Consider the following 25,531-nt stretch of genomic DNA (forward strand, 5'->3'; position numbering starts at 1 on the left):
ACCCCCGGCAGGAGACCCTGATGCCCGAGACGATGCCCGGCACCACCCAAAGCTCTGCCGTCGCCGCCGACTGGGCACTTGACCCGGCCGATGCCGGCGCGTGCGAGCGGCTGGCCCGCACCCTGTGCACCGGCGGGCACGACCAGGTCGACAACCCCGAGTGGGTGGCAGGAGCCCGGGACGCCTGGGAGGACCTTCCGTTCCCGCTGCGCCGTGGGGTGCGCCGGTTTCGAAGGCACTCCGGCCCGCACGGCACATTGGTGATCGGCGGCCTGCCCGTCGATCAGGCGGCCCTGCCCGCGACACCGACCGTACCCGGCTCGGTCCAGCGCCAGGCCACCATCTCGGCCGCGGTGCTCACCATGGTGGCCTGCGGGCTCGGCGAGCCTCTCGCTTACCTGGCGGAGAAATCCGGTGCCCTCGTGCAGGACGTCGTGCCCGTGCCCGGGCAGGAGACCTTCCACGGCAACGCCGGATCGGTGCCGCTGTCCTTCCACACCGAGAACGGCTTCCACCCCCACCCACCCGACTACGTGATCTTCCTGTGCCTGCGCGCCGACCACGACCAGATCGCCGGCATGCGCGTCGCCGGCATCCGCCAAGCACTGCCGCTTCTCACCCCAGCCGGCCGCCAGGCCCTGTTCGCACCGGAGTTCATCACCACACCACCACCCTCCTTCGGCCCCGCCACTGCCGCGAGCGAGCCCGATGTCAAGCCCCGACCGGTGCTGTCGGGAGCGGTCGAGGATCCCGACATACGCATGGCCCAACTCGTCACCACCCCGCTCACCCCTCGGGCCACCGCGGCGCTGACCGAATTCGGCCGCGCCTGCGACGCGACCGCCCGCACCCTGCGCCTGACACCCGGCGACCTGGTCATCATCGACAACCGCGTCACCGTCCACGGCCGCACGGCCTTCCACCCCCGTTACGACGGAGCAGACCGCTGGCTGCAACGCACCTACGTCACCACCGACCTGCGCGGCTCCCGCGACCACCGCCCCCACGACGGCCACATACTCGCCCGCTGACCAGCCTGAAGAGCGGGACAGGAGCCGCGCTACACAGCGGTGCCCGGGACCAGGCCGACCGAGGCACGGTCTGGACGAAGCCGAGCGAGCGCAGCCCTTCGGCCTGGCACAGCCGGTCGGAGGCCCCGCCGGTTTCGGTCTGCAACAGCTGGTAGGCGGCGCCGTGGGTAGTACCCCAGTGCATGGCGGCCCGCCACAGGGTTCGGCCGTAGCCGTGACCTCGGTGCTCGGGCAGAACCCCGAAGTACTGCGGCAGGAGCCGCGATGCCCCGGTGGAGTCGGTCATGGTTTCCATGGGGCCGATCGCGCCGACCACCCGGCCGCCGTCGGTCACCGCCAGGACCGGGCCGACCGCGCCGGCCTGCATCTGGCGGTGCAGGAACGCGAAGCCGTCATCGGTGAGCCGGTCGGCGAACCCAGCGAACGTCGCCCGCGCGGGCCCGGGAAGACCGTCTACCGGTCGCACAGGGCCTGGTTGGTCCGCAGGGCTGGGCCGGCCGAAGACACGGAGCTGGACGCGCGTGTGAGCCGTGCCCGGGGGCGGGGTGGTGTCCGGGCCATGGAAGGTGACTACGCGAGCTCGCCCGGCACCGTGGTCAGCGGCCAGCTTGGCCACCGTCTCGGCGGCCTGGCCGTCGGGGTCGGGGCCGTACACGTACACGGTGAAACTGCCCGCGCCGCGCTGGGACCAGGTGGGGATCAGCGTCTGGTGGCGGGTGTGGACGATGCCGTTGGGCAGGACCGTCTCGTCCTTGCGGTCCGCCCACCGCTGATCCTTGTCGTACGGGAGGAAGCGGCCGGTGCCGGCCACGTCGAGCACATCGGAGAACAGTCCCGCGGCGAGGGCGTCGGGGTGGACGGGGCCGAGCGTCGGCACGTATGGCACGGGCATCACGGGCTGTAGCCAGTCCCATTCGAAGCGCATGGCGGCACGCTACCCGGACGCCCCACGCGGCCGGTGGTCACCGAAGTCTCACGCCGACACGGTGTACGACCGCCCAAAAGGGACGCCCACTACGACTCGCTGTCGAAGGTACCCGTGGGTGGATTCACCAAAGAGACCTAGCGAACACCCCTGGTCAATGGACTCCCTTCCATGACCACGGGCGCAGTACCGGATCGCCCGCGAGGACAGTCGATCCGGTACTGCGCTTGGCCGTACGACGCCGTCCGAGACAGGCTGACCAGGGCGCCCCGCGTTTGCGCCGCAGGCGCCCTGTCCTTCGGCGATGCCGTCCGCCCCTGCGATCCGCACGCTGCCGAGGGTGGCGTAGGCGCCCCGGTGACGAGCAGGATCAGCCCATGAAGATTTTGGTTCTGGGCGGTACGTGGTTCCTCGGCAAGGCCGTTGTGGAGCGGGCGTTGGCCCAAGGCTGGGAGGTAACCACGTTCAATCGCGGGCGTTCTGGACGGGACGCGGACGGTGTGCAGCCCGTCCACGGAGATCGAACGGTAGCGGAGGACCTGGGGCGGCTGGCCGGCCACGGTCCGTGGGACGCAGTAATCGACACCTCCAGTTCGGAGCTGCCGCCGCGTGACGTACAGCTTGGCGTGCAGAAACTCGGTTCGGTAACCGGACGCTGGGTGCACATCTCGACGGTGTCGGTGTACGAAGGCTGGCCCCATGAGGCCCTGACGGAGGATTCGGCGATCCTGGACTGCCCGGCCGACGCCGACAGCAGTTTCGGGTACACCGGAGAGGACGGCTCGCCGACCACCTACGGCTTCCAGAAGGCAGGTGGTGAGCGAGCTGTGGTCAACGCGTTCGGGGATGCGGCGGTGCTCCTGCGGCCCGGCGTGATCCTGGGCCCCGGCGAGTATGTCGGCCGGCTTCCCTGGTGGCTACGCCGCGCGGAGCGGGGCGGGCGCATCCTGGCGCCGGCGCCGCACGAGCAGGTGATTCAGCCTGTGGACGTTCGCGATGTCGCCGACTTTGCGCTCTTGCAGGCGATGACTGGCGGGAGCGGCGCGTACAACATCGCCCACCCGGCCGGGATCACGTTCGAGGCGTTCTTGCAGGAGTGCCTGACGGTGAGCGGCGGGGTGGGCGTGATCCGCTGGGCAGACCCGGAGATCCTGACCCGTCATGGAGTGAAGCAGTGGACGGAGCTCCCCCTGTGGCGAACGCGCAACGGGGTCTGGGCCGTTGATGCTTCTCGGGCCGTCGAAGCCGGTCTGCGTTGCCGACCACTGCCGCGGACGATCGCGGATACCTGGGGGTGGCTGATCGGCGATGAGCGCCCCGTTGATCACCCGCGGTGGGGCGAGCACGGGATCTCTCGGGAGAAGGAGGAGAAGATCCTCGCTGCACTGAGCTGAGTGCCGGTCAGGCTTCCAGAGCCAGCGGACCAGCCGCGCCCGTGTTGAGCTGGTGCTGCGGTGCCTGGAAGGCGAAGTCTTCGCAGCGCTCGGCAAGCTCAGTGGCAAGAGGCGAACCGCGGAAGCGTCCGCCGACCAGAGATTGCCGGACACGCTCAGTACGGAGGAGTAGCCCGGTGACGCGTTGGTCGGCGGGCACCTCCCAGAGTGCCCAGAGTGCAGCCGCCGCGCCGTCCAGATCCTCGCGCAGCAGGCGGGCCAGGGCCACGTCGGCGGAGGCGCCACCAATCACCGGTGCAGAGCGCTGCGCGGCGGGCCGCTGCTGCACCAGATGGAGGGCCTGCTTCGAGGACACTTCGGCCAGGTCGCCATCGCCGATCAGTAGTGCTGTTGAGCCATTCGACATGGCCAGGCGCTCTGGCGAGAAACCGAACTCGCCCCCCACCTCATCGTGCAGGACATCCCGCTCGCCTGCACCATCATGCTCGGTGGCCTGCATGGCACGGAGGGCATTGGCAGTGTTTCCAACATGCCCGAACGCGCGAGCTTGGATCGCCAGCAACCGCTGGCGACCTTGATCCCCTAGCCCCGCGAACATCTGAGCCCGCTGGGCGAGGTTGACCGCCTGCGACGGCTGCCCCGTGAAGTACGCGATGTACGCGAGTGTCCCGCCGGCGAATGCTTGCAATGGCCCGAAGCGCGCCGTCTCGCCGTACAGGGCGGCGGCACGGGCGAGCCGGGTAGCTCCGTTGAGCGACCCGAGATCGAACGCCGCCGTCGACAACATCGCGCATGTCTGTCCGGCCAGGACCAGAAGCTCTTGCTGCTGGGAAGGCACCTGGGTCCGGTCACGCTGGCGCTCGACCTTCTCACGCAGCGCGCGTCCCGTACGGAACACGTCGAAGGCGGACAGGTTGTTGTAGCCACGGGCCAGCGCGAGGACATCGTCACGCAGCTGATCGAGAGTCGTGTCGGAAATGGACTGAGCTGCGGCGGCGCCCGCCTCGTCCTGAGCGTCCTGTGCGGTCATGGCAATCTCGTCTTCCAGGTTGTACGCGGGTTGTGTAGTAGACGAGGGGGGCGGGCCGAACAGAGCTTCAGCGTCCACGCCGAACATCTCACGCAGCACCTCGCAGGCCGCCGCTGCCGGCAGCCCTTGCAGGTTTCCGGCAGTCCATCGCCGGAACTGCGACACCGAGAGGGTCGGATTCTTCGTGCCCTTCTTGATGATCCGCTGAGCTGTCGCGTCGAACTGCTCGATGAACTTCTCAGCCGTCCACCGGCGCTGAGTGACCAGCACCTTGAGCAGAGTCTTCGGCGAGTGATCCATTGCGACTCCCAGCAAATGGTGAACGGCCGACCGTGCCGGGCGACTCCCTCCATTGCAGGGAATACTGCCCCCGGCTGTTCAGGCAACTCCCCCAGAGCAGAAGCCACTTGGAAGCTATTTACGCGCCACTTTCATCACGCGAACGAGCGTCAAATGACACCCACCACGCCGTGGGCGCGCTACCCCCCTCGCCGTCACACTGAGCGCCACAGCGATCGCTGAAGGCGAACCGTGGTCACTACCGCCGAGCGCCCGACCGCACGAGCTATTCAACTCGTTGCGAATCGGCCGGTGTGCGAGCCCGCGTTCTTTTCGAGAAGGGATGTGCGGTGACAGCAATGACAACGGCACCCGGCGCGGCCCCTCCTGTGCCGCCCACGCAGGACACGCTCTTAACCCGATTCACCATCAGCCCTCGCCACGACGACCAGGCCATGCCCGATGAGGACGCCAAGCGTGTGTGCGAGATGAGACACCTGGCCAAGGAACGCATGGCTGACTACGGGTTCGCTGCCGCAGCCGACGACGTCACTCTCCTGATCTCTGAGCTGGTCACGAATGCCATTCAGCACAGCCACGGCACGCACATCACCGTCGAGCTACATCGTGACGACAGTGACCTGCGAATCGCCGTGACAGACGAAACGGCCCGGTTCCCCAAGATCCGCGAACCGACCCCCTACGCCGAAGACGGACGCGGCCTGATCCTCGTGCAGGGCATCACCGACGAGCACAACGGATCGTGGGGCGTCAGCGACGACGGCACCACCACATGGTGCAAGATCCCCGTCGGGAGCTGCTGATGTACGCCTCCGCCCTTGCCCCCGCTAGTGAGCACTGGCCACACCCGGTCGAGAAGTGGAAGCCGAAGCACTCCGCCGAAGCTCTCGCCCGCATCGCCGGAGTGCTACGCGAAGAGCAGCCGCTGGAAACGATTCTGGACGATATCGGCGACGTGCTCGGAACTCCGTACCAGTACGACAGGAACGGAATCCACGCACTGGCCGGCACCGACACCCCGATCCCCTTGAGGTTCCCCCGAGATGCGGAGGGCGATGACAGCGGGTCAGATGGTTCTCATGAGAGGAACTCTGACCATGGCCGCTCCGAGGAAATATCCGCTGGAGTTGCGTGAGCGTGCGGTGCGGATGTATCGCACCGCCGAGCCGAAGCCCCAGATCAAGCGCCTGGCCATTGAGCTGGGGGTCCACCCGGAGGCACTGCGCGGCTGGATCCGCCAGGCCGAGGCCGACCGCGGCGAGCGCGACGACCGGCTGACCACCGAGGAGAAGGACGAGCTGGGCCAGCTGCGGCGGGAGGTGAAGGAACTGCGCCGGGCGAACGAGATCCTGCGCACGGCCTCGGCTTTTTTCGCCCAGGAACTCGACACGACCCGGCGCAGGTACTGACGTTCCTCAGCGAACGCAGTGACCTCGGTGTCGAGCCCGTACTCCGGGAACTGCACGTCCCCTCGTCCACCTACTACCGCTGGCGCCGGCAGGAGAAGGAGCCGTGTGAACGCCGCCGCCGTGACGCGGAGTTGACGACCAAGATCGAGGAGATCCATGCCGACTCCGGCGGGATCTACGGCTCGCCCCGCGTGCATGCCGTGCTCAAGCGCGAGGGCGTGGCCATCGGCCGCAAGCGGGTCGAGCGATTGATGCGCGAGGCCGATCTGGCGGGCCTCAGCCCACGCCGCACGGGCAAGGGCTTCACCCGCCGCGACCCGACGGCCACGCTCGCCCCGGACCTGGTGCAGCGGGACTTCACCGCTCCCGTGCCGAACCGGCTGTGGGTCACCGACCTCACCATGATCCCCACGGGTGAGGGACCGCTGTGGCTCTCCGCGATCCGCGACGCCTTCTCCCGCCGGGTGGTGGCCTGGGAGACCTCCGCCCGCGCGGACGCCGACCTGGTCCTGTCCTGCCTCGAGTACGCCCTGGCCAGCCGCGAGCCCGTGCCCGGCACCTTGATCCATCACGCCGACCACGGCTGTCAATACACGTCCATCAAGCTCACAACACGGCTGGTACGTGCGGGTATTGAGGGGTCGATGGGGTCCGTGGGCGACAGCTACGACAACGCCCTCGCGGAGAATCTGTGGATGCTGATCAAGACCGAGTGCGTGCGCGGACGCGTCTTCGTCACCCGGGCCGAGGCCAACCTCGCGCTGTTCGAGTACATCGACGGCTTCTACAACAGCCGACGCATCCAGAAACGCCTCGGCTACCTCAGTCCCATCGAGTTCGAGGAGAAGCACTACGCCAACCAGGCGACGACCGAACAAGCGAACCTGAAACCACGTCAACCCATCCTGACCAGCTGATCAGCACCTCCCGCACACCGGGGGAACCTCACCTACGGCGATCCCGCTCTGCCCTGGTTCCTTGCCTCGCAACTCGTACGCACCCTGCACGCTTTCACGGTCATCGATCTGAATGACCTGCCGCGCGCCCCCTAGGGCTGCCGCCCGGCCGTCTGGATGCCCCAGGCCCGGACCATCGAGCGGGATCCCGGTGTGGGGCTTCGCCTTCCTCCCCTGCGGACCCCACACCGGGCTCAAGAAACGCGCGACCGGACTGCCCCGCCGCATCTGCGTTGCGGGCCCTGACCTGGAGAGGCACATGATCACAACACCCACCTTCCACAGCGTCGAAGGCGCATATCTGGCCCTGCTGAGGCAGGCATCCGAGAAAACCGAGTACCGCATCGTCGCGCGCGGCAACGACGCCCGCGAGGTGATCGGCGTCGGGTTCCGTCTGCCTGACCCCCGCCAGCGGCTGCCCTACCTGGCGGCGCGCAGAGCGAACCCGGTCTTCCAGTTCGCCGAAGCGCTCTGGTACCTGTCCGGCCGCCGCGACCTGGAGATGATCGGCTACTACGCGCCGTCCATGCGCTCCAGCTCCCCCGACGGCGTCAACCTGGGCGGGTCCGCCTACGGCTACACCCTCTTCAACCCCGCCCAGGGCGACACCGTCTCACCGTTCGACCGGGTCCTGGAGCTGTTGCGCACAGAGACCGACAGCAAGCGCGGGTACCTCCCGGTCTTCTCTCCCGCCGAGCTGGCCGTCAGCGACAACCCCGACATGGCGTGCCTGGCCGGACTGCACCTGTTCGTGCGTGAAGGACACCTGCACATGGTGTGCACCATGCGGGCCAACGACCTGGACTGTGGCCTACTCAGCGACGTTTTCAGCTTCACGATGATCCAGGAGTACGCGGCCGTGCAGCTCGGCCTGGAGCTGGGGACCTACACCCACTTCATCGGCTCGGCGCACGTCAACGACCGCAACACCGAGCGGGTCAAGAAGGTGCTGAACGAGGCGGATAGGCGGCACCATCCGCCACACTTCCCTTTCCCTGCGATGTCCGAGGAGACCAACCCCGCCACAGTTGCGCGAGTCCTTGAACACGAGGCACTGCTGCGCACGAACAAGGCCCAGTACAGCGCGGACGACATCGCGGGCCTCGACGTGGACGCGTACTGGCAACAAGCTCTGCTGCTGTTCGAGGTGTACCGGCAGATCGAGCACGACCACACCGACACCGTGAGCCGCGACGTCCTCGACGCGCTGCACCCGGGTCTGCGCTGGCTCCTCGCACACCGCTGGCCGGCCTGCGCAACCGCAGGGAGCGAGCAGTGAACCGGAAGCCACCGAGCGGCGCCGTGGTGGAGGGCAGCGGCAGTTCGGCAAGCTGGTGACCGTACTGCGGCGCGAGGGTGTGGACGCGGTCCGTAAGGGCCGACCGTGGGGCCTGTCCTTGGAGGACCGGGCGCTGCTGATCGCGGCGTACTGGCGCACAAACCTGACGATGCGCCAGCTCGCCCCGCTTTTCGGGGTGTCGAAGTCCGCGGCGGACCGCATCATCGACCACCTCGGGCCGATGCTCGCGCTCCAGCCCCGCAAGCGGTTCGCCAAGGACACCGTGCTCATCGTGGACGGCACCATGGTGCCCACTCGCGACCACACCATCGCCGAGCGGTCCAAGAACTACCGGTACTCCACCAACCACCAGGTCGTCATCGACGCCGACTCCCGCCTGGTCGTCGTGGTCGGCCGGCCGCTCGCCGGGAACCGCAACGACTGCAAGGCCTGCGAGGAATCCGGCGCCAGAGCCGCCGTCGGCAGGACACTCACGATCGCCGACGGCGGCTATCCCGGCACGGGACTCGTCATGCCCCATCGTCGACGCAAGGGCGAAGACCTGCCCGACTGGAAGGAAGCGCACAACAAGTCCCACAAGCAGGTCCGCGCCCGCGTCGAGCACGTCTTCGCCCGGATGAAAACGTGGAAGATCCTCCGCGACTGCCGGCTCAAAGGGGACGGCGTCCACCATGCCATGCTCGGCATCGCCCGGATGCACAACCTCGCCCTCGCCGGATAGGCGAGCGGCCCGCACCACGACCAGCCACGCCCGAGGCAGCTCGGAGATCATTTACGGGACAGCGCTTACCATCCCGCCGATCTGGAAGTGTACGCCGTCCTTCCCCGAGCCGTCCGTGAACCTCGGCTTCAGGGTGAACCCAATCGACCGGAAAAGCCCGCTGAGGCGGACGCTGCCGTTGGAATCAGTGGGCTCACCTGGGGGTGGTTGAAGCGCCTCGCCCATGACCTTGTTGCCGTCGACCTTGAACTTGCCGGTGTCGCCGCTGAGCCGGGTGACCTCCGTACCTACCGGAAGATCCAGAAACTCGAGGGTCGAGGCGAGCGATCCCAGATGAAAGACGGGATCCTTCACCTCGGCATCGAATTCCACTCTGAACGAACTTCCGCCCCTTAGCCCGACGATTTCCATGAGGTCCGTGGCGGGCAGCGGCGGGGTGAAGGACGCCGTATGAAAGTGTGAGGACGTCCCGTCGAGTAGGGCGGTGCCGAGGGGGGCCTCATCCGTGGCCACGGTGCGCCGCCCGGTGAGCGTCACCTGATGGCCGCCCAGGCTTCCGATGGCCTCGGTCTTCTCGTCGTTGCAAAACGTCCAGTCGACGAACTCGGTTGCCATCGGGTTGGACCCGCGGAGTACGTCGACGGCGGCTTGGGCGGCGGCGGTCGATTCGGCCTCCAGTCCGGCGGTGGCCAGCTCGGAGGAGAAGACGATCAGATTGTTGCTGATTGCGTCCACATCGGCGTCGGCAGTAGTGGCAAGTTGCCGGTAGGCCTGAATCGTCTCGCGAGCGACAGCGCCTGCCTGGTCCAGGTGTCCATCGACGATCAACTGCCGCGTGCGGGCGTGCAGGTCGAGAACCGCCTGGAGCCTCTTGCCGAGTCGGGCGATCTTCGCAACGTTGAGGTGCTCGCTGCCTGAACCGCGCCAGGCAAGGAGGAGCTGCCCCTGGTGCCGAGCCAGCGAAGGGCCGTCATCGGAGGACTCTTGCTCGAACACTGCCTTTCGGTAGTGGGCGGTGTAGGCCGGGGCGGCCAGGTTCAAAGCCTGCGCACCCTCGCCGGTCCAACCGAGGACGAGCGGGCCGGTCCCGGCCGACAGGAAGTCGCGGGATGCCAGGGCAGGGGTGTGGGCGCTGCGGTCGGGCAGGATCCGCTTGTGCATCAGCCCGGTGATGCTCGGCGCAGTGGGCGGGCCGGTCAGAGCGACCTGTGCGATGTTCAGCTGTTCATTGCTTGAGCCCCTCCACGCCAGGTACAGACTGCCGCACTCGCCGGCGGCGACTGCCGGACCCTCGTCACTGCTCTCTCCGAAGGTCGCCTTTGCACGCCAGGTGGCGCCGGTGTCCGAAGAGATGATCACGTTGAGGTTGCCGTCACCCTCACCCGTCCAGGCCAGGTACAGGTTCCCGTCCTCGTCGGCGGTGAGGGCCGGCCGGAACGGACTGGTCTCCGGCAAGACGACATGACGGGTCAGACCGGTAACCCGGGGCGCCGGCGTGTCGGTGTGTTCAACCAACGCGACATTGAGGTTGCCGTCGCCCTCCCCAGTCCAGGCAACGAAAAGGTCACCCCGGCAGACTGCCAGGACCGGCGCGTCCGGGGAGGTGTTCCCCGAGGTGTGCTTACCGCCGAACGTGGCAGCGTGGTCGGTCGAGACCATCACGTTCAGGTTGCCGTCGCCCTCCCCCGTCCAGGCAAGGAAGACGCGCGCCCCGTCAGAGGCGACCGCGGGGCTGTGGCTGCTGGTCTCGGGGACGATCAGCTTGGCGACCATCTCACCGATACCGTCGGTAAACACCTGTTGGCTGGGGGCGCCCAACCGGACGAACCGCGCGTACTCGCAGGGCCTACCGCCGGAGTCCACAAGGAAGAGCATGTACATGCCTGGTGGGGCGACGGCGGCGGATGCCGGCGCGGTGACTTCTAGAGATGAGGCGGTGGCCGCCCGGTGAGCCACGCCCACATAGCGTTGGTCGGAGTCGAAGGCGTGGGTAACCGCGCCGCATCGCAGCAGCGCGACCCTGCTGACCGTCGCGGCGTCCGGCGTCTCCAGAGTGAACCGATCGCCGTAGCCGACGAACCGTGGGGCGTCGGTGATCCGGGGCCGCTGTCCTGCCGGGTAGGGCGGGGAGAAGATGTGGATCTTTAGCTGGCCTGCGGTAACCGGATTGCCGGGCGCGGCCTTGATACTCGACCCGGCTGTCCATACCCGGCCGTCGGGCATCAGTAGTGCGGTCGAGTGGTAATTGCGCACTACTGGGGAGGGCTCCTCAACCGTGTCCCACCGGTCGGACTCGTCAAGCGGATTGACAACGTCACGGTAGGTGCCGGACACCCAGTCAATGGCGGGTGTGTAGATCTCCGGCTCGTTGACACCGATCTCCTCTCCTTCAGGCGGCACGACGCCTCCCGTCATGAGCACCTGCCCGGTCGGGAGGACGACCGCACAGGTGTTCAGACGTTCCTTGCCAGCGGCTGAGCCGTTGCGCCGCGGAATCGGCTTCCAACCTGCGGCCTCGCCGGTGGCATCCAGGTTCACCCGTTCCGCGACAGCGCCACCACAGACGAGGATCCGCGCCCGGTAGCCGTCGGACGGCAGCAGCGGCAGTAGGACGGCGCTCGCTTTGTACCCCGTGTGAAAGTCGCCGGGAAGCGCGACACTCTCCGTCACCGCACCCGTACAAGGGTCCATCTCGACACAACGGTCGTACCCAACCAGTCGTGATGAGCAGAAGACTTTGCCATTCGGAAGTAGGAAGAGACGCGGATACAGGTCCGGGGCGGGGCCCCCAGCCCCCGCCGTCGGCGGCAGAGCCCGCCAGCCGTCGTCGGCAGGGCTGTACCGCTCGGCGAAGCCCGGATTGTGCTGGGGGGCGTCGTTTCGCGGGTGGCCCCCGTAAACAAAGAGCTCGCCGGACGGCAGAGTAACCAGGGTCGGATACCAACGCCCGCCTCCCTCGTCGCCCGGCGTGGACGGGTTAAGCTGCGCGACCTCGGTGAACTGCCCACTGGCCGGATGGTACGTCCAGCAGCGCCGGTGTCCGGCAAAGTGGCTCGCCTCACCGTGACCATGACCTCCTCCCACAGCGTCAGTGTCAAACAGCTGCGTCCCGCCGCAGACCATGAGCCGCCCGCCAGGAAGGAAAGCGTGCCCTGAACAGAACACGTCGTCTGTCGGGGACTTGACCTTCGTGCGCCGGTGCTGCCCGGCAGCATCGGGCCTGCAAGCGAAGCGTCTGGTCGCATCGACCTTGCTCGGATCCTGGAGGTGGCCGACGTTGTTGTCGCGAAAGTGCTGGTCGCCTCCGAAGTACAAGACTTCCCCGCCGTCCTCAGTGGCGACGAGCGCCGCGTGAATGGCGAGAATCTCCGAATCGATCACTGGTCCCCAGGGCATCGACACTTCCCCTTCCCAAGTGCAACCGCGAAGGGTTACGCGCGGCTGGAGCGGCGGGCTAACCACAGCTATAGGTGCGTAGGCGAATGGTCTTGTCTTGATCGTCGCCCAGCCTCACTTCGGCGGCAACCCGCAAGCCATCGGGGCAGCGGAGAGATCACCCTTGCGGGCAGGCGCCTTGGGACCGCTCGGGGGAGCAACACCGGCGTGGCACCGGCAATCTACGAGTCCTCACGGTAGCGGCGCTGCCAGCCCACCTCCTGCCGGATCTCGCCCCGGACACGACGAGCTCAGTTCCTCCATCCGCGGTGAGGCGCCCTCCTGAAGCGGCACCAGGCAACGGCAGGGCTTTCTGCCTATCCGCGTTCGCCGCTCTCAGCGACTCGTCGGTAACCGTACGCGTCCTGCCTGCGGAGGTCAGGCTGTGCACGGTAAAGCCGCGAGTGGCACGGGAGATCGGCCAAGCCATGGGGGGCCTGTTCCGCAAGACGAGCTGCGGAGTGGCCTACGCGCACGGGGAAGCCGACTACAACGGCCACTACGGGGTCCAAGAGCTGTGCGACATCTGCCCCCAGGAGCAGATCGCGCGCTGTAAGGGGGCGTGGGTGACGCCGGATCTGGCCGCAGTCACCCAAGAGGCCCGAGCCCTCGGCGCGACGGGGGAGGTTGAGGTCAACGACCGTGCCATCGTCGTGGAAGGACTGGACGAGCCGCCGCGCTACTTCCTTCAGCACGGCTTCGGTTACCAGTGCCACGACCGCGACAAGCCGCATCGCTACCGCCAGCACGGCCGGGCCCCCATCGGCTGGGAGGCGGGGAACGGACCCACAAGCGCATAACTTCACCACCTGGCCCTCGCTGCTCGTCGTCGATGTCGAGGGCAACGGCACCAACCCGCCCGACCTGGTCGAGGTCGCGGCCCTCCCCGTACGGCAGGGCCGCCTCGACACCCGCACGGCCGGCGCATGGCTGACCCGCCCGCACCACCCCGTCACGGCCTTCGCCGCCCGGGTCCACGGCCTGACCAACGACCTGCTCGCGGACAAGCCCGGCTGGGAGGAGATCTCCGACCAGGTGCTCGGCATCCTCGGCACGTCGTGGGTCTGTGCCCACCACGCGCATGTCGACTACCGGGTCCTGAAGGCGCACCTGCCCACGTGGGAACCGGCCGGAGTGCTCGACACGCTCCGCCTCGCCAAGGCCACCTACCCCGGCCTGCCGAAGTACAGCCTCGATGCCCTGATCGACCACGTGCAGCCGGACCTCACGGCTGCACCCGCCCAGCGCCACCGGGCCACGTTCGACGCCTACGCCACGGCGCGGCTCCTCCTCGCCATGGCCGCCCACTACGACACCTGGGACCAGCTCGTCGCCGCGGCTGTGCCGCCCGGCCTGCCTGGCGCCCCGCAACCAGAGGAGGACCCCACCCTGTGGTGACCACGACTGCGCCCATCGACTTGCGTCTTCTATTGCCGTTCGACAATAGAAGGCGCAACCTGAAAGGCCCTGCGGCCCCTGCGTAGACCCGGCCTACGAAGTGGCCGCCTCGACGGCGAGGACGTCCCGCCACGCGGTATGTGGCCCCGGTGTCGGTGCGGGATCGTCCGTACGGCAGGGGCCGCACCGGGTTTCGTCGCCGTGTGGGCGGAACGCGTGGTCCGGGCCCGGTCCGGCGCAGATGACCAGCGGCTGAGGGATACGGGCCGGGGGCAGCGCGGCGTACAGCGGGGGCGGCGTCGCCGGAGTCGTGGCGGGCGCCGGGGCCTTCTCGCGGAGGCGGTGGCGGAGGAAGCCCACGGCGGAGCGAATGCCCTCCTGAGGTGGCCCGGCGGTGAGCGCTTGGCGCAGCTCGCCGGGCGTGATTCCGCAGCTCAGCCACTGCGCGGCGGCGGTGGCGAGGCTGCGGGCTTCGCGGGCGCCGAGGTAGAGGTCCCGGCTGTGGTGGCGGAGGCTGAGCAGGACCCGTTCGGCTTCGGCCAGTTCAGCGGGCTGGTCGGGTTCGGTCGAATCCGGCTCGGGCTCATCGGGATCGGACTGGTCGGCACCGGACGGGTCCGGCACGGACAGACCGGGATCGGACCGATCCGCCGGGATGTCGTCTTGGGGTGGGAGGTGGGGAGTGGTCTTCTCTCCCGTCTTAACCTCCGAAGGAGAGCCACCGACCAACGGACCTGTCGGTCCACCGACCGTCGGAGACTGCGCACTCGGCGGCAGCAGTCCGTCCCGGCAGCGGGACGCCTCCTCACGCGTGAGGGTGACGTTGGCGACGACCTGCTCGGTGAACCAGCGCCCGCCCTCGCGCTGCTCGCGCCAGTGGTGCAAGTAGCCGCAGGAGGTGAGGAGTTCCTTGGCCCGCTGGTACGCGCGACCAGTGATGTTCAGCTTGGCCGCGTGCTCGCTGAGGGATTTGCGCGTCTCGCTCTCCGGGAGTCCCTGCACGTGAATGAGCAGGATTTTCGCGTCGGAGTTCAGGTGACGGTGCCGCACGAGGTCGTTGGAAACCTTCGTGAAGCGGCGAGTGGGCGCGTTAACATGACGAAGCATCCCGGGGCTCCTTAGCAAGCCTTTGTGGTGAAGGCCCTCGGAGTGGTGTTGGTAGCACCGCCGGGGGCCGCTCCGTGTGACGTAACGCACGCGGAGAGTGATGACGCGGATACGGTACCGCACCAACTGAGCCACTTGCGCCCGGCTTTGGGAATCCGCCGATCAGCGCCCCTGGCACGCACGCCATCCGCCTAACCTGGCGAGGAGAGCTGCTTGGCCGAGAGGAGCAGGGCTGTGACGCACGACGGTACGCCGGACCCTTACGCCGATCCGCTGGTCTTCGGGCAGAGGTTCCAACTCCTCAGGACCCGAAAAGGCATGACCCGTCAGCAGGTCGGCGGGCTGCTCGGACGGTCGGCCTCCTGGGTCAAGGCTGTGGAGACCGGCCGGCTCAAGACACCGAAGCTCGATGTCATTCTGCGCATCGCGGAGTTGCTGCGGGTACGGGACCTCTCCGAGCTCACGGGTGACCAGTCCCTGCACATCAGCCTGTTCAGCGGCCCGGGACACCGGCGGCTCGCAGCCGTACAGGACGCGGCCAACGCCTTCCCCGTCGCCACCACGCACCACGAGGCTCCGCCCATCGAGCACCTCCGGGCCCGGCTCGCCCGCGCCTGGCAGGCGCGGCATTCCGCGCCCAACCACCGTGAGGTCGTCGGCGCGCTCCTGCCGGATCTGATCCGGGACGCCCAACTCGCCGTACGGCAGGCCGATCGGGCCCCTGAACGGCGTACGGCGCAATCCGCACTCGCCGAGGTGTACTCGCTGTCCCAGTTCTTCATCGCCTACCAGCCCGACGCAGCCCTGCTGTGGCGCGTCGCCGAGCGCGGCATGGTCGCGGCCCAGGAGAGCGAGGACCCGCACGCCATCGGGGTCGCCGCCTGGCTGGCGGCGCAGGCACACCGGGACTCCGGACCCGCACAGTTCGACGCAGCGGACGCCGTGAATCTGGCGACGCTGCGGTATCTGGAACCGCTGCTGGCAGACGCCTCCGACGACGTACGCGCCATTGCCGGGGCGCTCACCTTCGAGGCCGGATACACGGCGGCCCGGCGTGGCGAGACCGGCACCGCCTGGCGGTACTGGGACCAGGCCCGTGCCATGGCCGACCGCCTGGCTGCCGACTACTACCACCCTGTGACCAGCTTCTCCCGGGCCATCATGGGCGCCCACGCGGTGACGGTCGCCGTCGAACTGCACGCCGGCGGCGAGGCCGTACGGCAGGCGGTGGCCGCCGACACCCTGACGATCCCCTCCCGCCCGCGCCGCGCCCGCCACCGGATCGAGGAGGCGCGCGGCTACCACCTCGACGGGCAGCCGGACGTGGCCCTGACCACGCTCGACAAGGCACACGAGGCCGCGCCCGAGACGATCAAGTACAACGGCTACGCGAAGCGGATCGTCCTCGAAGAGGCCGAGTCGAAGTCCCCCGCGCGCCGACAGCGTGCATCCCAACTAGCGCAAAAGCTCGGCCTGATGGCCGCCTGATCCCACACCCACGGGGGACACCCATGGGGGCACAATCCGTGCCCCCGCTCTCCCCTCCCCACCCCTACGGTCGTCATAGCTGCTGGTCAAAGCCGAATCCGGGGGACGCACATGCACACCAGGACCACCACCACCTCGGCCACCCCGAACGCCACCGCCGACTGGCTCGCGCGGGCGTTGCGGATCCCCTCGGTCGCGCACGCCGAGTGGGCGGAGCGCGGCGTCGCGCTGCTTCCGCTGGGGGAGCGCTACGACGCCGTACGCATCCCCGCCGAGGTGATGCGCGCCGCGCGTCCCGACCCGCTTCCCGACATCCTCGGCCCGGTCGTCCTCGACCCGTACGCCTCGCACTTCTACGCCCTCGTGCCACCCGGCACGACCCACTCCTGGCGCTCACCCCTGGCCCGCTGTCTCGGCCGGGGTGCGTGGCTCGGCGTACCGCATGTGGAGCGTACGCAGCCGCCCGGACTGCACTGGGTCGCGCCGATGGAGACGGCGGGCGCCCTCTGCTCACCGACCGCGTTGAGCGACTTGATCTCCAAGGGACACGATCAACTCACCAGCCGACATCCGTAGCCGCGCCGACCCCGTCAGTCCGTGAGATCGACCCGCACGGTCAGCAGGTTCGTGCCGAACGCCCTGACCGCACCGCTGTTGAACCGGGGCAGCGTCTTCAGCCGCGCGCGGGCGTCGTCCTGCGGGAGCGGGTGCGCGGTGCCTGCGTGCCAGCGGCCGTTGATGCGGACGCGGACCTGCGGATCGGCCTGGAGGTTGCGTACGTAGTGCGACTTGTCGCCGTACTCGGAGACGAACCAGAACTCGTTTCCGATCCGGCGTCCGCCGAGCGGTGTGCGTCTGGGCAGGCCCGAGGTGCGGCCGGTCGTCTCCAGGAGGGTCTGGCTCGGCGACCGTCTGGCGAGCGGGTTGATGACTCGCCGCTGGAGCGCGGTGACGGCCCGGAACTTGATCTCGTGCAAGCGCGACATGCGCGTCTCTCCCGTTCGGTGCGGGTGTGTCCGTGGTCCGTGGGTGTATCAGGGGTGGTAGAGCGCGTGGGCCAAGGCGGAGTCGACCGGCTCGCCGTCGGTCATGTGCAGGAAGTGGTCCACCTGCCAGGCCTGTGTGCGGGCGGCCTGGCGGTTGGTCGTCGTGGTCCATGGTGGGTAGACGCGGAACGCCCGCTTTCCGCCTGAGCCGTTCCTGGCCAGGATGCCGCGCTCGCAGAGCACGTCGCGGGGGAAGACGAACTGCCCGAAGCGGTCTACGCCTTGGTCGTTGCCGCGGGTGCTGATGACGAAGAGGTCGACAGGATCTTCTACGTCGAAGGGCTGGATCGGGCCGCCCGGGGACCGCTTCCACACCGTGACGAACTGGCCGACTTTCGTCGGTGTCGTTTTCGCCGCCCGGAATCGCACGGACAGGCCGTCCAAGGTGAAGGCGTACGCCCCGTACTCCGCACTCTCCGCCTCGGGTTCCGGCCGTGAGCAGGTGAATCCGCTCGGGTCGTACAGCAGGGCCTTCGCCGCGAGGAGGTCGCTGTGGACCGGGCCCACGTACGGTTCCGCGCGCGACCAGGGGGCGGGTTGGGTGGCGCGGGACGCCGGAGAATCCCCGTGCTGCTTCGTCATCCCCTCATGATGCGCGCCCCTGAGGGGCCCAAAAGCCTGCGCTATCGTGTCGTGCGCTTCGTACAGCAGCCATCAAACGGGGGTTTCACCATGGCTAAACGTCACATTCGCGCCATAGCGGTGTTCGGAATCGCAGTCCTCGCACTGACCGGTGCCAGGGGCTCGCGCGGCGGAAGTTGCGACAGCGACTCGGGCAGTTCGGGGTCCAGCTCCAGCTCGGGCGGCCACAGCAGCAACAACAACGGGAGCTCGGACAGCGACAGCTCCACCACGTCCGGGGGCTCGACCGGCGAGGCGGGCAATGTGAGCCGTCCGGCGGCCGCAGCGGGCGACATCACGATCGACGACTGTGTGTTCAAGGAGTCCGAGCTCAAGCTCGTCGCCAAACTGCGCATCAAGAACTCGAACACCACGAGCAAGACGTACCGCTACGTCATCGAGGCCGCATTCAAGGACGCGGCCGGGACCACGATCTCGACCGCACCCGCCGGGGTGACGCTCGCAGCGGGTGCCACCACGTCCACCGAGGCCATCGCGTCGCACTACGACCCCGAGCACAAGGAAGTTGTCGCGCGCTGCGAGATCACCAAGGCCACCAAGAGCTGAGGGCGCGGCGTCGGCTCCCGGTCGACCGGTGACCGGAGCGCCGACGTACGCGGTCCCGCAGGGTCGCGCGCGAGGTCGGCCCGCGTTAGCTTCGAAGGTATGGACACGTCGCCGGCAGGCCTGGCAGGCAAGGTCGCTCTCGTCGCCGGAGGTACCCGTGGGGCAGGGCGTGGGATCGCCGTGCAGCTGGGGGTGGCCGGGGCGACCGTGTACGTCACCGGGCGGACCAGCGGGGACCAGCGCTCGGAGATGGACCGGCCCGAGACCATCGAGGAGACCGCAGCCCTGGTCGACGAGGCGGGCGGCCACGGGATCCCGGTCCGGGTGGACCATCTCGTGGCCGACGAGGTGGCCGCCCTGGTGGCCCGTATCCGGGACGAACAAGGCCGACTCGACATCCTCGTGAACGACATCTGGGGCGCCGAGATCGAGTGGAACAAGTCCTGCTGGGAGTCCTCCCTGGACACCGGCCTGCACACCCTGCGCCTGGCCGTGGACACCCACGCCATCACCAGCCACTTCGCGATCCCGCTGCTCATCGAGCGGCCGGGCGGCCTGGTGATCGAGGTGTCGGACGGGACCGACGAGTACAACGCGGACACCTACCGCGTCTCCTTCTTCTTCGACCTGGCCAAGGCATCGGTCAACCGCATGGCGTTCGCGCTCGCGCACGAGCTGGAGCCGTACGGCGGCACGGCCGTGTCGCTCACGCCGGGGTGGCTACGGTCCGAGGCGATGCTGGAGGCGTACGGCGTCACCGAGGCGAACTGGCGTGACGCGACGGCTGTCCAGCCGCACTTCGCCATTTCCGAGACCCCGGCGTACGTCGGGCGGGCCGTGGCCGCGCTCGCGCAGGACTCGGACGTGACGCGCTGGAACGGGAAGTCGCTGTCCAGCGGGCAGCTGGCGCAGGAGTACGGCTTCACGGACCTGGACGGCAGCCGGCCGGACGCGTGGCGGTACCTCACCGAGGTGCAGGACCGGGGGAAGCCTGCCGATGTCACCGGGTATCGCTGAGGACGGACGAGGGACGAGGGACGACGACCGGGCAGTAATCCTACTCTTAGTGGGATACTGCTCGTATGGCTATCGAACACGCACCTCCGGACGAGACAAAGATCAAGAAGTCCGTCACCATCCCCCGCTCACTGGCCCGCGAGGTCGAGGCGCGCACCGGCGCGCGGGGCTTCTCGCGCTTCGTCTCGGACGCCGTGGAGCACGCTCTCGCCCTGACCAAAACCAGGGAGATCGTCGAGGCCTACGAGGACGAACACGGCGCCTTCACCCCTGCGGAGATCGCGGAGGCACGCCGCACATGGCACGGCGAATGACCCCGGCGTTCCCCAGCGCCCTCCTCGTTCTCGACGCACAACCGCTGTCCCTCCTGGCCGACCAGGACCGGAAGATGGCGCTGATACTCAAAGTCGCCGAAGCGGACGGGTACGCGGCCGCGATCTCCGCCGTCAGCATCGCGGAAGTACGCCGTACCGGGCAGGCCGCGCAGCATCTGCACTGGCTCCGCTCCCGGCTCACCGTCATCCCCGCGACCGTGCTCATCGCCGATCGCGCCGCGCAGCTGCTGGAGGACGCCAGCCCCGACGGTCACGAGAACGTGGTGGACGCGCTGGTCGTCGCCACGGCGGCATGCTCGGGCGGCCCGGTCAAGGTCGCCTCCACCGACGCATCCCACATCCCGAAGCTCTGCCGTGCGGCCTCGATGGGCCGGAGCAGCCCTGTGGAGTGGATCCGGATCTAGGAACGCGGGCCGAAGGACGGCCGGCCGGGGTGCCGGGCGGGCCCACCCATGCGGCGCGGGTCGCGGAAGCCGCCCACGGGGGTACATGAGGCAGTCGGCCGGGCCCTGATCCCGCCTCTACTCCCGCGTGTAGAACACGTAGAACGCGGCGACGGCCAGCGCGGCGCCGAGCGCGGTGCCCATCGTGACGGACCGCAGGATGCTGGGGTCGCCGAGGCTGTGCATGAAGCCCATCGCGACGCCGAACAGCGCCCCGTAGGCACCGGCGCGCAGCTCGCGCGGCAGGGCGCCGCCGTTGCGCACCAGCAGTGCGCCGAGTGCGGTCGCGATCAGCCCGCACAGCACCCCGAGAAGGACGTTCCAGCCGGTCAGGGTGGAGCCGTCGCGGGCCATGAAGGCCACGTAGATCCCGTAGAGCACGCCCAGGACGAGGGGAACGCCCAGGGCCGCCGGGAGGTGGCGAGGCCGTACCGCCCGGCCCGATCGGCCCGGAATCGCCGCATGTGCAGCCATCACAGAACTCCTTCCGCCGCACGCGCCCCCACCCCACCAGGTCACACCCGCGCGGCCCACCCGGCAAGTGGATCTAGGGGTGCCGCAGCCGGAGGGCCGAACGCGGGTCCGGCGCTGACCCAGGTGCAGCAGCCCCGCTCGCGCACGCCCCCGCCCTGCCTTCCCTGGTGGAATGCGCACCTTCCTCTCGGCGGCCCTGATCGCCCTCGTGGCCGTCCTCGTCCCGCTGAGTGCGCTCGCCGTGTGGGCGGACCGCGAGATCGGGAACACCGACCGCTTCGTATCGACGATGGCGCCGCTGGCCGGCAACACCGACGTACAGAGCGCGGTGGCCGACCGGGTCGCGGACGAGATCATGAAGCAGCTCGACCTCGGGCCGCTCCAGGGCGGCGCGGCGCAACTGCTCACCGACGCCGTCAGCTCGTACACCGGCACCGCCGGTTTCCAGCAGGTGTGGAACACGGTCATCAGGAGCACCCACCAGGCACTCGTCGACGCGCTGAACGACAGCGGCGGCGACAGCGGCGGCAACACCGTGACGATCGACCTCGCTCCCGTCACCGCGCAGGTCAAGCAGCAACTCACCGACGAGGGCTTCCCGTTCGCGGAACAGATCCCGGTGAACCACACGGAGATCACCGTCCTGGAGTCCGACCGCCTCGGCACCTGGCGTGATGTATTCCACGCCCTGGGGATCGCCGGGATCTGGCTTCCGATCGCCACGCTGCTCCTGACGGCGACAGCCTTCCTCCTGGCGGTACGCCGCCTCCGCGCCCTCATGGCCGTGGGCCTGGCCCTGGCGGTGGGCGCGATCCTGCTCGGCATCACGGTCGCGATGGCCAGGGGCATCGCACTGGACGACCTCCCCCGGGACGTGGACCGCCCGTCGGCGGGCGCGGTCTACGACGCGCTGACGGCCTCGCTCCGCACGACGGCGTGGGTGCTGCTGGCAGTGGGCCTGGTCCTGGCGGCGGCAGCCTGGCTCACTGATCGGCTGCGCAACCGTCGGGCCGGCTCACGCCCTGCGCCCACGAAGCCGCAGTAGCCCCTCCGAATGGCCGAACCCCTCTCGTGTGCGGACGTGGCGGCCGGCAAGTCCATGGACGCCACCGCACGCAGCAACCGCACCCTCAAGGTCGATATCAAGGGCGATACCAAGGCGGAAATCGGCGCCGCGCTGCGCCACTGAGTCCGTGGGTTCTGAATCCGTGGGTTCCGAGTCCGTGGATTGTGCCGGTTCGGCCGAATAATCGACCGAATCAGACATTCCGGTGCGCGGTGCGGCAGGATTCGACCACCACTCGGAGCCCACCACTCGGAGCCCACCGAGAAGAGGACCGCCGAGAACCGAACGGAGCCCGGCCCCTTGGACCTCCAGCCCAGCCCGACCCCGCACCCGCCGCCCAACGCCCAACGGCCCGCCGCCACCGCACCCCCATGGCGGCGGGTCGTGGCGTGGTGCGCGGGGCTGCTGCTCGCCGGGGTCAGCGTCGTGGTCGGCTGTCGCGCGGCCGACGCCGACGGCGTCACACCCGTACCGCAGCTCCTCGCCTTCCTGCCCTGGCTGCTGGTCCCCGCCGGGCTCGCGCTGGTCCTGGCCGCCTTCGCACGCTGGCGCGTCGGGCTGCTCTGGGCCCTGGTCGCGCTCGCCGCGACGGGCTGGTTCGTGCGGCCGTACGGTACGCAGCCTTCGCCCGACCGGGGGCCCGTTGTCGCCGAGCTGCGCGTCCTGACCGCGAACCTCGAATTCGGCGGCGCCACACCGGACTTGGTCAAGGCGATCCGGCGGGAGAAGCCGGATCTTGTCTACGTCCAGGAGTGCGAGTACACCTGCTCGGCCGCGCTCGCGAACGAGGTCCCGAAGGCGCTCTACCCGTACCGCAGGATCGTCGATTCGAGCGGCGCCGAGGGCTCCGCGATCCTCAGCAACCTCCCGCTGCGCCCGGCCCCCGGCGTCTCGTCGGCCCTCGCGATGCCGGGCGCGGTGGCCCGCATCGGCGGCCGCGACGTACAGCTCCAGCTCGCGCACCCGCTGCCGCCGGTCCCGGGCGGCGTCGCCGGCTGGCGCACCGAACTGGCCGCGCTGCGCACGTACGTGACCGGCATCAAGGGCCAACCGGCCATCGTGGCAGGCGACTTCAACGCCTCCCAGGACCACGCCGCGTTCCGCGCGATCCTGGACGCGGGCGCTCTGCGGGACGGTGCGACGGCGGGGGGAGCGTTCCGCACGCCGTCCTGGCCCGCAGACGCCCCGCGCATCGGCACCCAGATCGACCATGTCCTGGCCACCGACGACTTCTCCATACGGTCGGCCCGTTTCCTCACACTCAGCAACACCGACCACCGGGCCCTGCTCGTCGAACTGGATCTGCACAGGGGCGAACACTGACACCTTCTGCATCTCAAATGTTATCCACACCCTGTGGATAACATTTGAGATGCAGCCGCCACCGGACCACTGCCGACTCCGGCCGCCGGAGACTTGCGTTAGCGGCCCCGTTTCGATCTTTTAGGGGCATGGCGGAGCAGCGGGACAGCAAAGGCAGTGGCGGCAAGGCGGCAGTCCGGCTGGCGCCGCCCGAGTGGCTCACCCAGGGGCTGCGACCGCAGCGGGCCGCCGTGCCCTGGGCCGCCGTCGTGCGGGCCGGGGTCGCGATGGCCGCGCCGCTCGCCGTCGGGTTCGCCGTCGACCGGCCGACGTACGGCGCGCTCGTGTCCATGGGCGCCCTGGCCGGCGTCATCGGCGACACCGCCGACGCGTACCGCATGCGCATCTTCAACATCGCGATCCCGCAGCTCTTCGGCGCGCTCGGCGTGACCCTGGGCACGCTGGTGTACGGGCACGGGTGGGTCGCCGTCGGGGTGTTGACCCTCGTCGCACTCGTCTCCGGGATGATCTCGACGATCGGCGCGGTCGCCTCCGTGTCCGGGCTGCTGCTCCTGCTCCAGGCCGTCGTCGGCGCCGGGCTGCCGATGCCCGATCCATGGTGGACGGCGCCCCTGCTGCTCAGCGTGGGCGGGCTGCTCGTCCTCCTGCTGACGCTGATCGCCTGGCCGCTGCGGGGTGGTGTGCCCGAACGGGACGCCGTCGCCGACACCTACCGGGCCGCCGCCGACCTGCTGGAGGCGGCCGGCACCGACGCGTACGACGACAAACGGCAGGCCGTCACCCTGTCCCTCAACACGGCGTACGACCTGATCCTCGCCCGGCGCGCCCTCGACCACGGCCGCACCAGTCCGCTCGTACGGCTGCTGACGCAGCTCAACGTCCTGATCCCGCTCGTCGAGTCCGCCCCCGCCGCACACCTGCACCGAAGGGTTCTGGCCCCCGAAGTACCCGCCGCTGTAAGGGAGTTGGCGGAAGCCATCGCGCACGGCCGCACCGGCACCCCGAACCTCGATCTGCCCGAGCCCGCCACCCAGGCCACCCGCGCCGTCGACCACGCGCTGCGGCACGCCGCCACCGTCGTCCTCGATCCCGACCCCGACGCGACCAACATCGACGACCGGCTCGGCCGCCCCGCCGCGCTCGGCGTGCGCGCCCGGCGCGCCACCCGCAACGTCCTGCTTTCGGAAGGGTCCTGGCGCTACGGGCTGCGGCTCGCGCTGTGCATCGGGCTGGCCCAGGCCCTCGTCTCGCTCATCGACGTGCCGCGCTCCTACTGGGTCGCGCTGACCGTGCTCTTTGTCCTCAAGCCCGACTTCGGTTCGGTGTTCTCGCGCGCCGTCCAGCGGGCCTTCGGCACCGCGCTCGGCCTGGTCGTGGCGGCGGCCGTGCTGTCGCAGCTGGACCGCGGCTGGTCGGACGTACCGGTGATGCTGGTGCTCGCCGCGCTCATCCCGGCCTTCACCGCGAAGGGGTACGCGTTCCAGACGGCCGCCATCACCCCCGTCATCCTGCTGCTGTCGGACCTCCTCAACCACCAGGGCTTCGGGCTGGTCCTGCCGCGCCTGTACGACAGCCTCATCGGCTGCGCCATCGCGCTCGTCGCGGGCTATCTGCTGTGGCCGGAGAGCTGGCGCACCCGGGTCGGCGCCCGGCTCGCGGACACCGTCGCCGACACGGCGCGTTACCTGGAATGCGCCTTCGGCGACGACTGGAACCAGGGTGAATGGCGGCGGCTGCGCCGTCGGCTCTACCGGGACCTGTCGCTCGTACGCACCGAATTCCAGCGCGCCCTGACCGAGCCGCCGCCCGCCGGGACGCGCGCAGCCGCGTGGTGGCCGCTGGTCGTCGCCACCGAACGGATCGTGGACGCGACAACCGCGGCGCGGGTCCGCGTCAGTCACGGCGCGGAGCCGCCGGCGATGAGCGAAGTGGCCGCACTGGCAAGGGAGTTGAGGGGGCTGGCGGAAGGGCTGCGGGCCAGTGACACGCTGGTGGAGGTACGTATCGACCTGTCCGGTGACGAGGACAGCGTCCTCGCGCCGCTGCGCCAGGAGGTCGCGGCGGCGCGCGCGGTGGCGTCACCGGTGCGACCCCGGGGGTGAGGCACCCCCGGGGGTGCGACCGGGGGGTGAGGGCCCCCACCGG

Annotated in this window: 24 protein-coding genes and 1 pseudogene; 18 read left to right on the forward strand and 7 right to left on the reverse strand. The window is 69.2% G+C overall.

What is annotated here, in order from left to right; genetic code table 11:
• Positions 1-20 precede the first annotated feature (20 nt).
• Positions 21-1,031 carry a TauD/TfdA family dioxygenase gene (locus ABCR94_RS02890; protein ID WP_347117354.1) on the forward strand — a complete coding sequence of 337 codons (1,011 nt, stop codon included), beginning with the start codon at positions 21-23 and terminating at the stop codon, positions 1,029-1,031.
• Here ABCR94_RS02890 and ABCR94_RS02895 read toward each other — a convergent pair.
• Positions 967-1,956, reverse strand: a complete 990-nt coding sequence (locus ABCR94_RS02895) for a GNAT family N-acetyltransferase (RefSeq protein WP_347117355.1) — start codon at positions 1,954-1,956, stop codon at positions 967-969. The two genes, ABCR94_RS02890 and ABCR94_RS02895, sit on opposite strands and share 65 nt — an antisense overlap.
• A gap of 377 nt (positions 1,957-2,333) precedes the next feature.
• Here ABCR94_RS02895 and ABCR94_RS02900 point away from each other — a divergent pair, with 377 nt between their 5' ends.
• The gene (locus tag ABCR94_RS02900; RefSeq protein WP_347117356.1) at positions 2,334-3,350 is read left to right on the forward strand and encodes an NAD-dependent epimerase/dehydratase family protein; all 1,017 of its coding nucleotides are present in this window, start codon (positions 2,334-2,336) and stop codon (positions 3,348-3,350) included.
• Positions 3,351-3,357: 7 nt separating this feature from the next.
• Here ABCR94_RS02900 and ABCR94_RS02905 read toward each other — a convergent pair whose 3' ends face one another.
• Complete coding sequence (locus tag ABCR94_RS02905) at positions 3,358-4,680, reverse strand: NsdA family TPR-like regulatory protein (RefSeq protein WP_347117357.1); 1,323 nt, start codon at positions 4,678-4,680, stop codon at positions 3,358-3,360.
• Positions 4,681-5,018: 338 nt separating this feature from the next.
• Between ABCR94_RS02905 and ABCR94_RS02910 the strand changes: the two genes are divergently transcribed.
• The 5 genes and pseudogenes from ABCR94_RS02910 to ABCR94_RS02930 all read left to right on the forward strand — a co-directional run.
• A complete protein-coding gene (locus ABCR94_RS02910) occupies positions 5,019-5,483 on the forward strand; it encodes an ATP-binding protein (protein WP_347117358.1) in 465 nt (154 codons plus the stop codon).
• 276 nt (positions 5,484-5,759) lie between these two features.
• Positions 5,760-6,089, forward strand: coding sequence for a transposase (locus ABCR94_RS02915; protein ID WP_347116874.1), 330 nt, complete (start codon positions 5,760-5,762; stop codon positions 6,087-6,089).
• A gap of 50 nt (positions 6,090-6,139) precedes the next feature.
• The gene (locus ABCR94_RS02920) at positions 6,140-7,006 is read left to right on the forward strand and encodes an IS3 family transposase (RefSeq protein ID WP_347118397.1); all 867 of its coding nucleotides are present in this window, start codon (positions 6,140-6,142) and stop codon (positions 7,004-7,006) included.
• A 298-nt stretch (positions 7,007-7,304) separates the two neighbouring features.
• A complete protein-coding gene (locus tag ABCR94_RS02925) occupies positions 7,305-8,324 on the forward strand; it encodes a thymidylate synthase (RefSeq protein WP_347117359.1) in 1,020 nt (339 codons plus the stop codon).
• A gap of 31 nt (positions 8,325-8,355) precedes the next feature.
• A pseudogene (locus ABCR94_RS02930) lies at positions 8,356-9,066 on the forward strand (transposase); the annotation flags it as partial.
• 51 nt (positions 9,067-9,117) lie between these two features.
• On the opposite strand, the gene ABCR94_RS02935 reads toward ABCR94_RS02930, so the two are convergent.
• Entirely contained in the window at positions 9,118-12,462 is a 3,345-nt protein-coding gene (locus ABCR94_RS02935) for a galactose oxidase-like domain-containing protein (protein WP_521976047.1), read from the reverse strand.
• 681 nt (positions 12,463-13,143) lie between these two features.
• Between ABCR94_RS02935 and ABCR94_RS02940 the strand changes: the two genes are divergently transcribed.
• The gene (locus tag ABCR94_RS02940) at positions 13,144-13,899 is read left to right on the forward strand and encodes a 3'-5' exonuclease (RefSeq protein WP_347117361.1); all 756 of its coding nucleotides are present in this window, start codon (positions 13,144-13,146) and stop codon (positions 13,897-13,899) included.
• A 93-nt stretch (positions 13,900-13,992) separates the two neighbouring features.
• Here the strand turns inward: ABCR94_RS02940 and ABCR94_RS02945 are convergent, their stop codons facing one another.
• Positions 13,993-15,006 carry a hypothetical protein gene (locus tag ABCR94_RS02945; RefSeq protein WP_347117362.1) on the reverse strand — a complete coding sequence of 338 codons (1,014 nt, stop codon included), beginning with the start codon at positions 15,004-15,006 and terminating at the stop codon, positions 13,993-13,995.
• A 234-nt stretch (positions 15,007-15,240) separates the two neighbouring features.
• Between ABCR94_RS02945 and ABCR94_RS02950 the strand changes: the two genes are divergently transcribed.
• Both ABCR94_RS02950 and ABCR94_RS02955 read left to right on the forward strand, forming a co-directional pair.
• Positions 15,241-16,494 (forward strand): helix-turn-helix domain-containing protein, encoded by a 1,254-nt coding sequence (locus ABCR94_RS02950; protein ID WP_347117363.1) that lies wholly within the window; start codon positions 15,241-15,243, stop codon positions 16,492-16,494.
• A gap of 111 nt (positions 16,495-16,605) precedes the next feature.
• Complete coding sequence (locus ABCR94_RS02955; protein WP_347117364.1) at positions 16,606-17,070, forward strand: hypothetical protein; 465 nt, start codon at positions 16,606-16,608, stop codon at positions 17,068-17,070.
• A 14-nt stretch (positions 17,071-17,084) separates the two neighbouring features.
• On the opposite strand, the gene ABCR94_RS02960 is transcribed toward ABCR94_RS02955, so the two are convergent.
• Both ABCR94_RS02960 and ABCR94_RS02965 read right to left on the reverse strand, forming a co-directional pair.
• A complete protein-coding gene (locus ABCR94_RS02960; protein ID WP_347117365.1) occupies positions 17,085-17,480 on the reverse strand; it encodes a nitroreductase/quinone reductase family protein in 396 nt (131 codons plus the stop codon).
• 48 nt (positions 17,481-17,528) lie between these two features.
• Entirely contained in the window at positions 17,529-18,122 is a 594-nt protein-coding gene (locus ABCR94_RS02965; RefSeq protein ID WP_347117366.1) for a MepB family protein, read from the reverse strand.
• A 90-nt stretch (positions 18,123-18,212) separates the two neighbouring features.
• Between ABCR94_RS02965 and ABCR94_RS02970 the strand changes: the two genes are divergently transcribed.
• The 4 genes from ABCR94_RS02970 (at position 18,213) to ABCR94_RS02985 (ending at position 20,484) form a co-directional block, all read left to right on the forward strand.
• Complete coding sequence (locus ABCR94_RS02970) at positions 18,213-18,728, forward strand: hypothetical protein (protein WP_347117367.1); 516 nt, start codon at positions 18,213-18,215, stop codon at positions 18,726-18,728.
• A gap of 99 nt (positions 18,729-18,827) precedes the next feature.
• Positions 18,828-19,745 carry an SDR family oxidoreductase gene (locus ABCR94_RS02975; RefSeq protein WP_347117368.1) on the forward strand — a complete coding sequence of 306 codons (918 nt, stop codon included), beginning with the start codon at positions 18,828-18,830 and terminating at the stop codon, positions 19,743-19,745.
• A gap of 65 nt (positions 19,746-19,810) precedes the next feature.
• Complete coding sequence (locus ABCR94_RS02980) at positions 19,811-20,059, forward strand: hypothetical protein (RefSeq protein ID WP_347117369.1); 249 nt, start codon at positions 19,811-19,813, stop codon at positions 20,057-20,059.
• Entirely contained in the window at positions 20,044-20,484 is a 441-nt protein-coding gene (locus ABCR94_RS02985) for a hypothetical protein (RefSeq protein ID WP_347117370.1), read from the forward strand. Before ABCR94_RS02980 ends, ABCR94_RS02985 begins: the two co-directional genes overlap by 16 nt.
• A gap of 117 nt (positions 20,485-20,601) precedes the next feature.
• Here the strand turns inward: ABCR94_RS02985 and ABCR94_RS02990 are convergent, their stop codons facing one another.
• Positions 20,602-20,997, reverse strand: a complete 396-nt coding sequence (locus tag ABCR94_RS02990) for a hypothetical protein (protein ID WP_347117371.1) — start codon at positions 20,995-20,997, stop codon at positions 20,602-20,604.
• Positions 20,998-21,169: 172 nt separating this feature from the next.
• Between ABCR94_RS02990 and ABCR94_RS02995 the strand changes: the two genes are divergently transcribed.
• The 4 genes from ABCR94_RS02995 (at position 21,170) to ABCR94_RS03010 (ending at position 25,488) form a co-directional block, all read left to right on the forward strand.
• Positions 21,170-22,042: a hypothetical protein gene (locus tag ABCR94_RS02995; RefSeq protein WP_347117372.1), complete on the forward strand. Its 873-nt coding sequence runs from the start codon at positions 21,170-21,172 to the stop codon at positions 22,040-22,042.
• A gap of 9 nt (positions 22,043-22,051) precedes the next feature.
• Positions 22,052-22,186: a hypothetical protein gene (locus ABCR94_RS03000; RefSeq protein WP_347117373.1), complete on the forward strand. Its 135-nt coding sequence runs from the start codon at positions 22,052-22,054 to the stop codon at positions 22,184-22,186.
• 177 nt (positions 22,187-22,363) lie between these two features.
• The gene (locus ABCR94_RS03005; RefSeq protein WP_521976053.1) at positions 22,364-23,386 is read left to right on the forward strand and encodes an endonuclease/exonuclease/phosphatase family protein; all 1,023 of its coding nucleotides are present in this window, start codon (positions 22,364-22,366) and stop codon (positions 23,384-23,386) included.
• Between the two features lie 128 nt (positions 23,387-23,514).
• Positions 23,515-25,488 carry an FUSC family protein gene (locus ABCR94_RS03010; RefSeq protein WP_347117374.1) on the forward strand — a complete coding sequence of 658 codons (1,974 nt, stop codon included), beginning with the start codon at positions 23,515-23,517 and terminating at the stop codon, positions 25,486-25,488.
• The last annotated feature ends 43 nt before the right edge of the window (positions 25,489-25,531 follow it).

The sequence above is a fragment of the Streptomyces changchenzhani genome, assembly GCF_039766235.1.
Classification (GTDB): Bacteria; Actinomycetota; Actinomycetes; order Streptomycetales; family Streptomycetaceae; genus Streptomyces.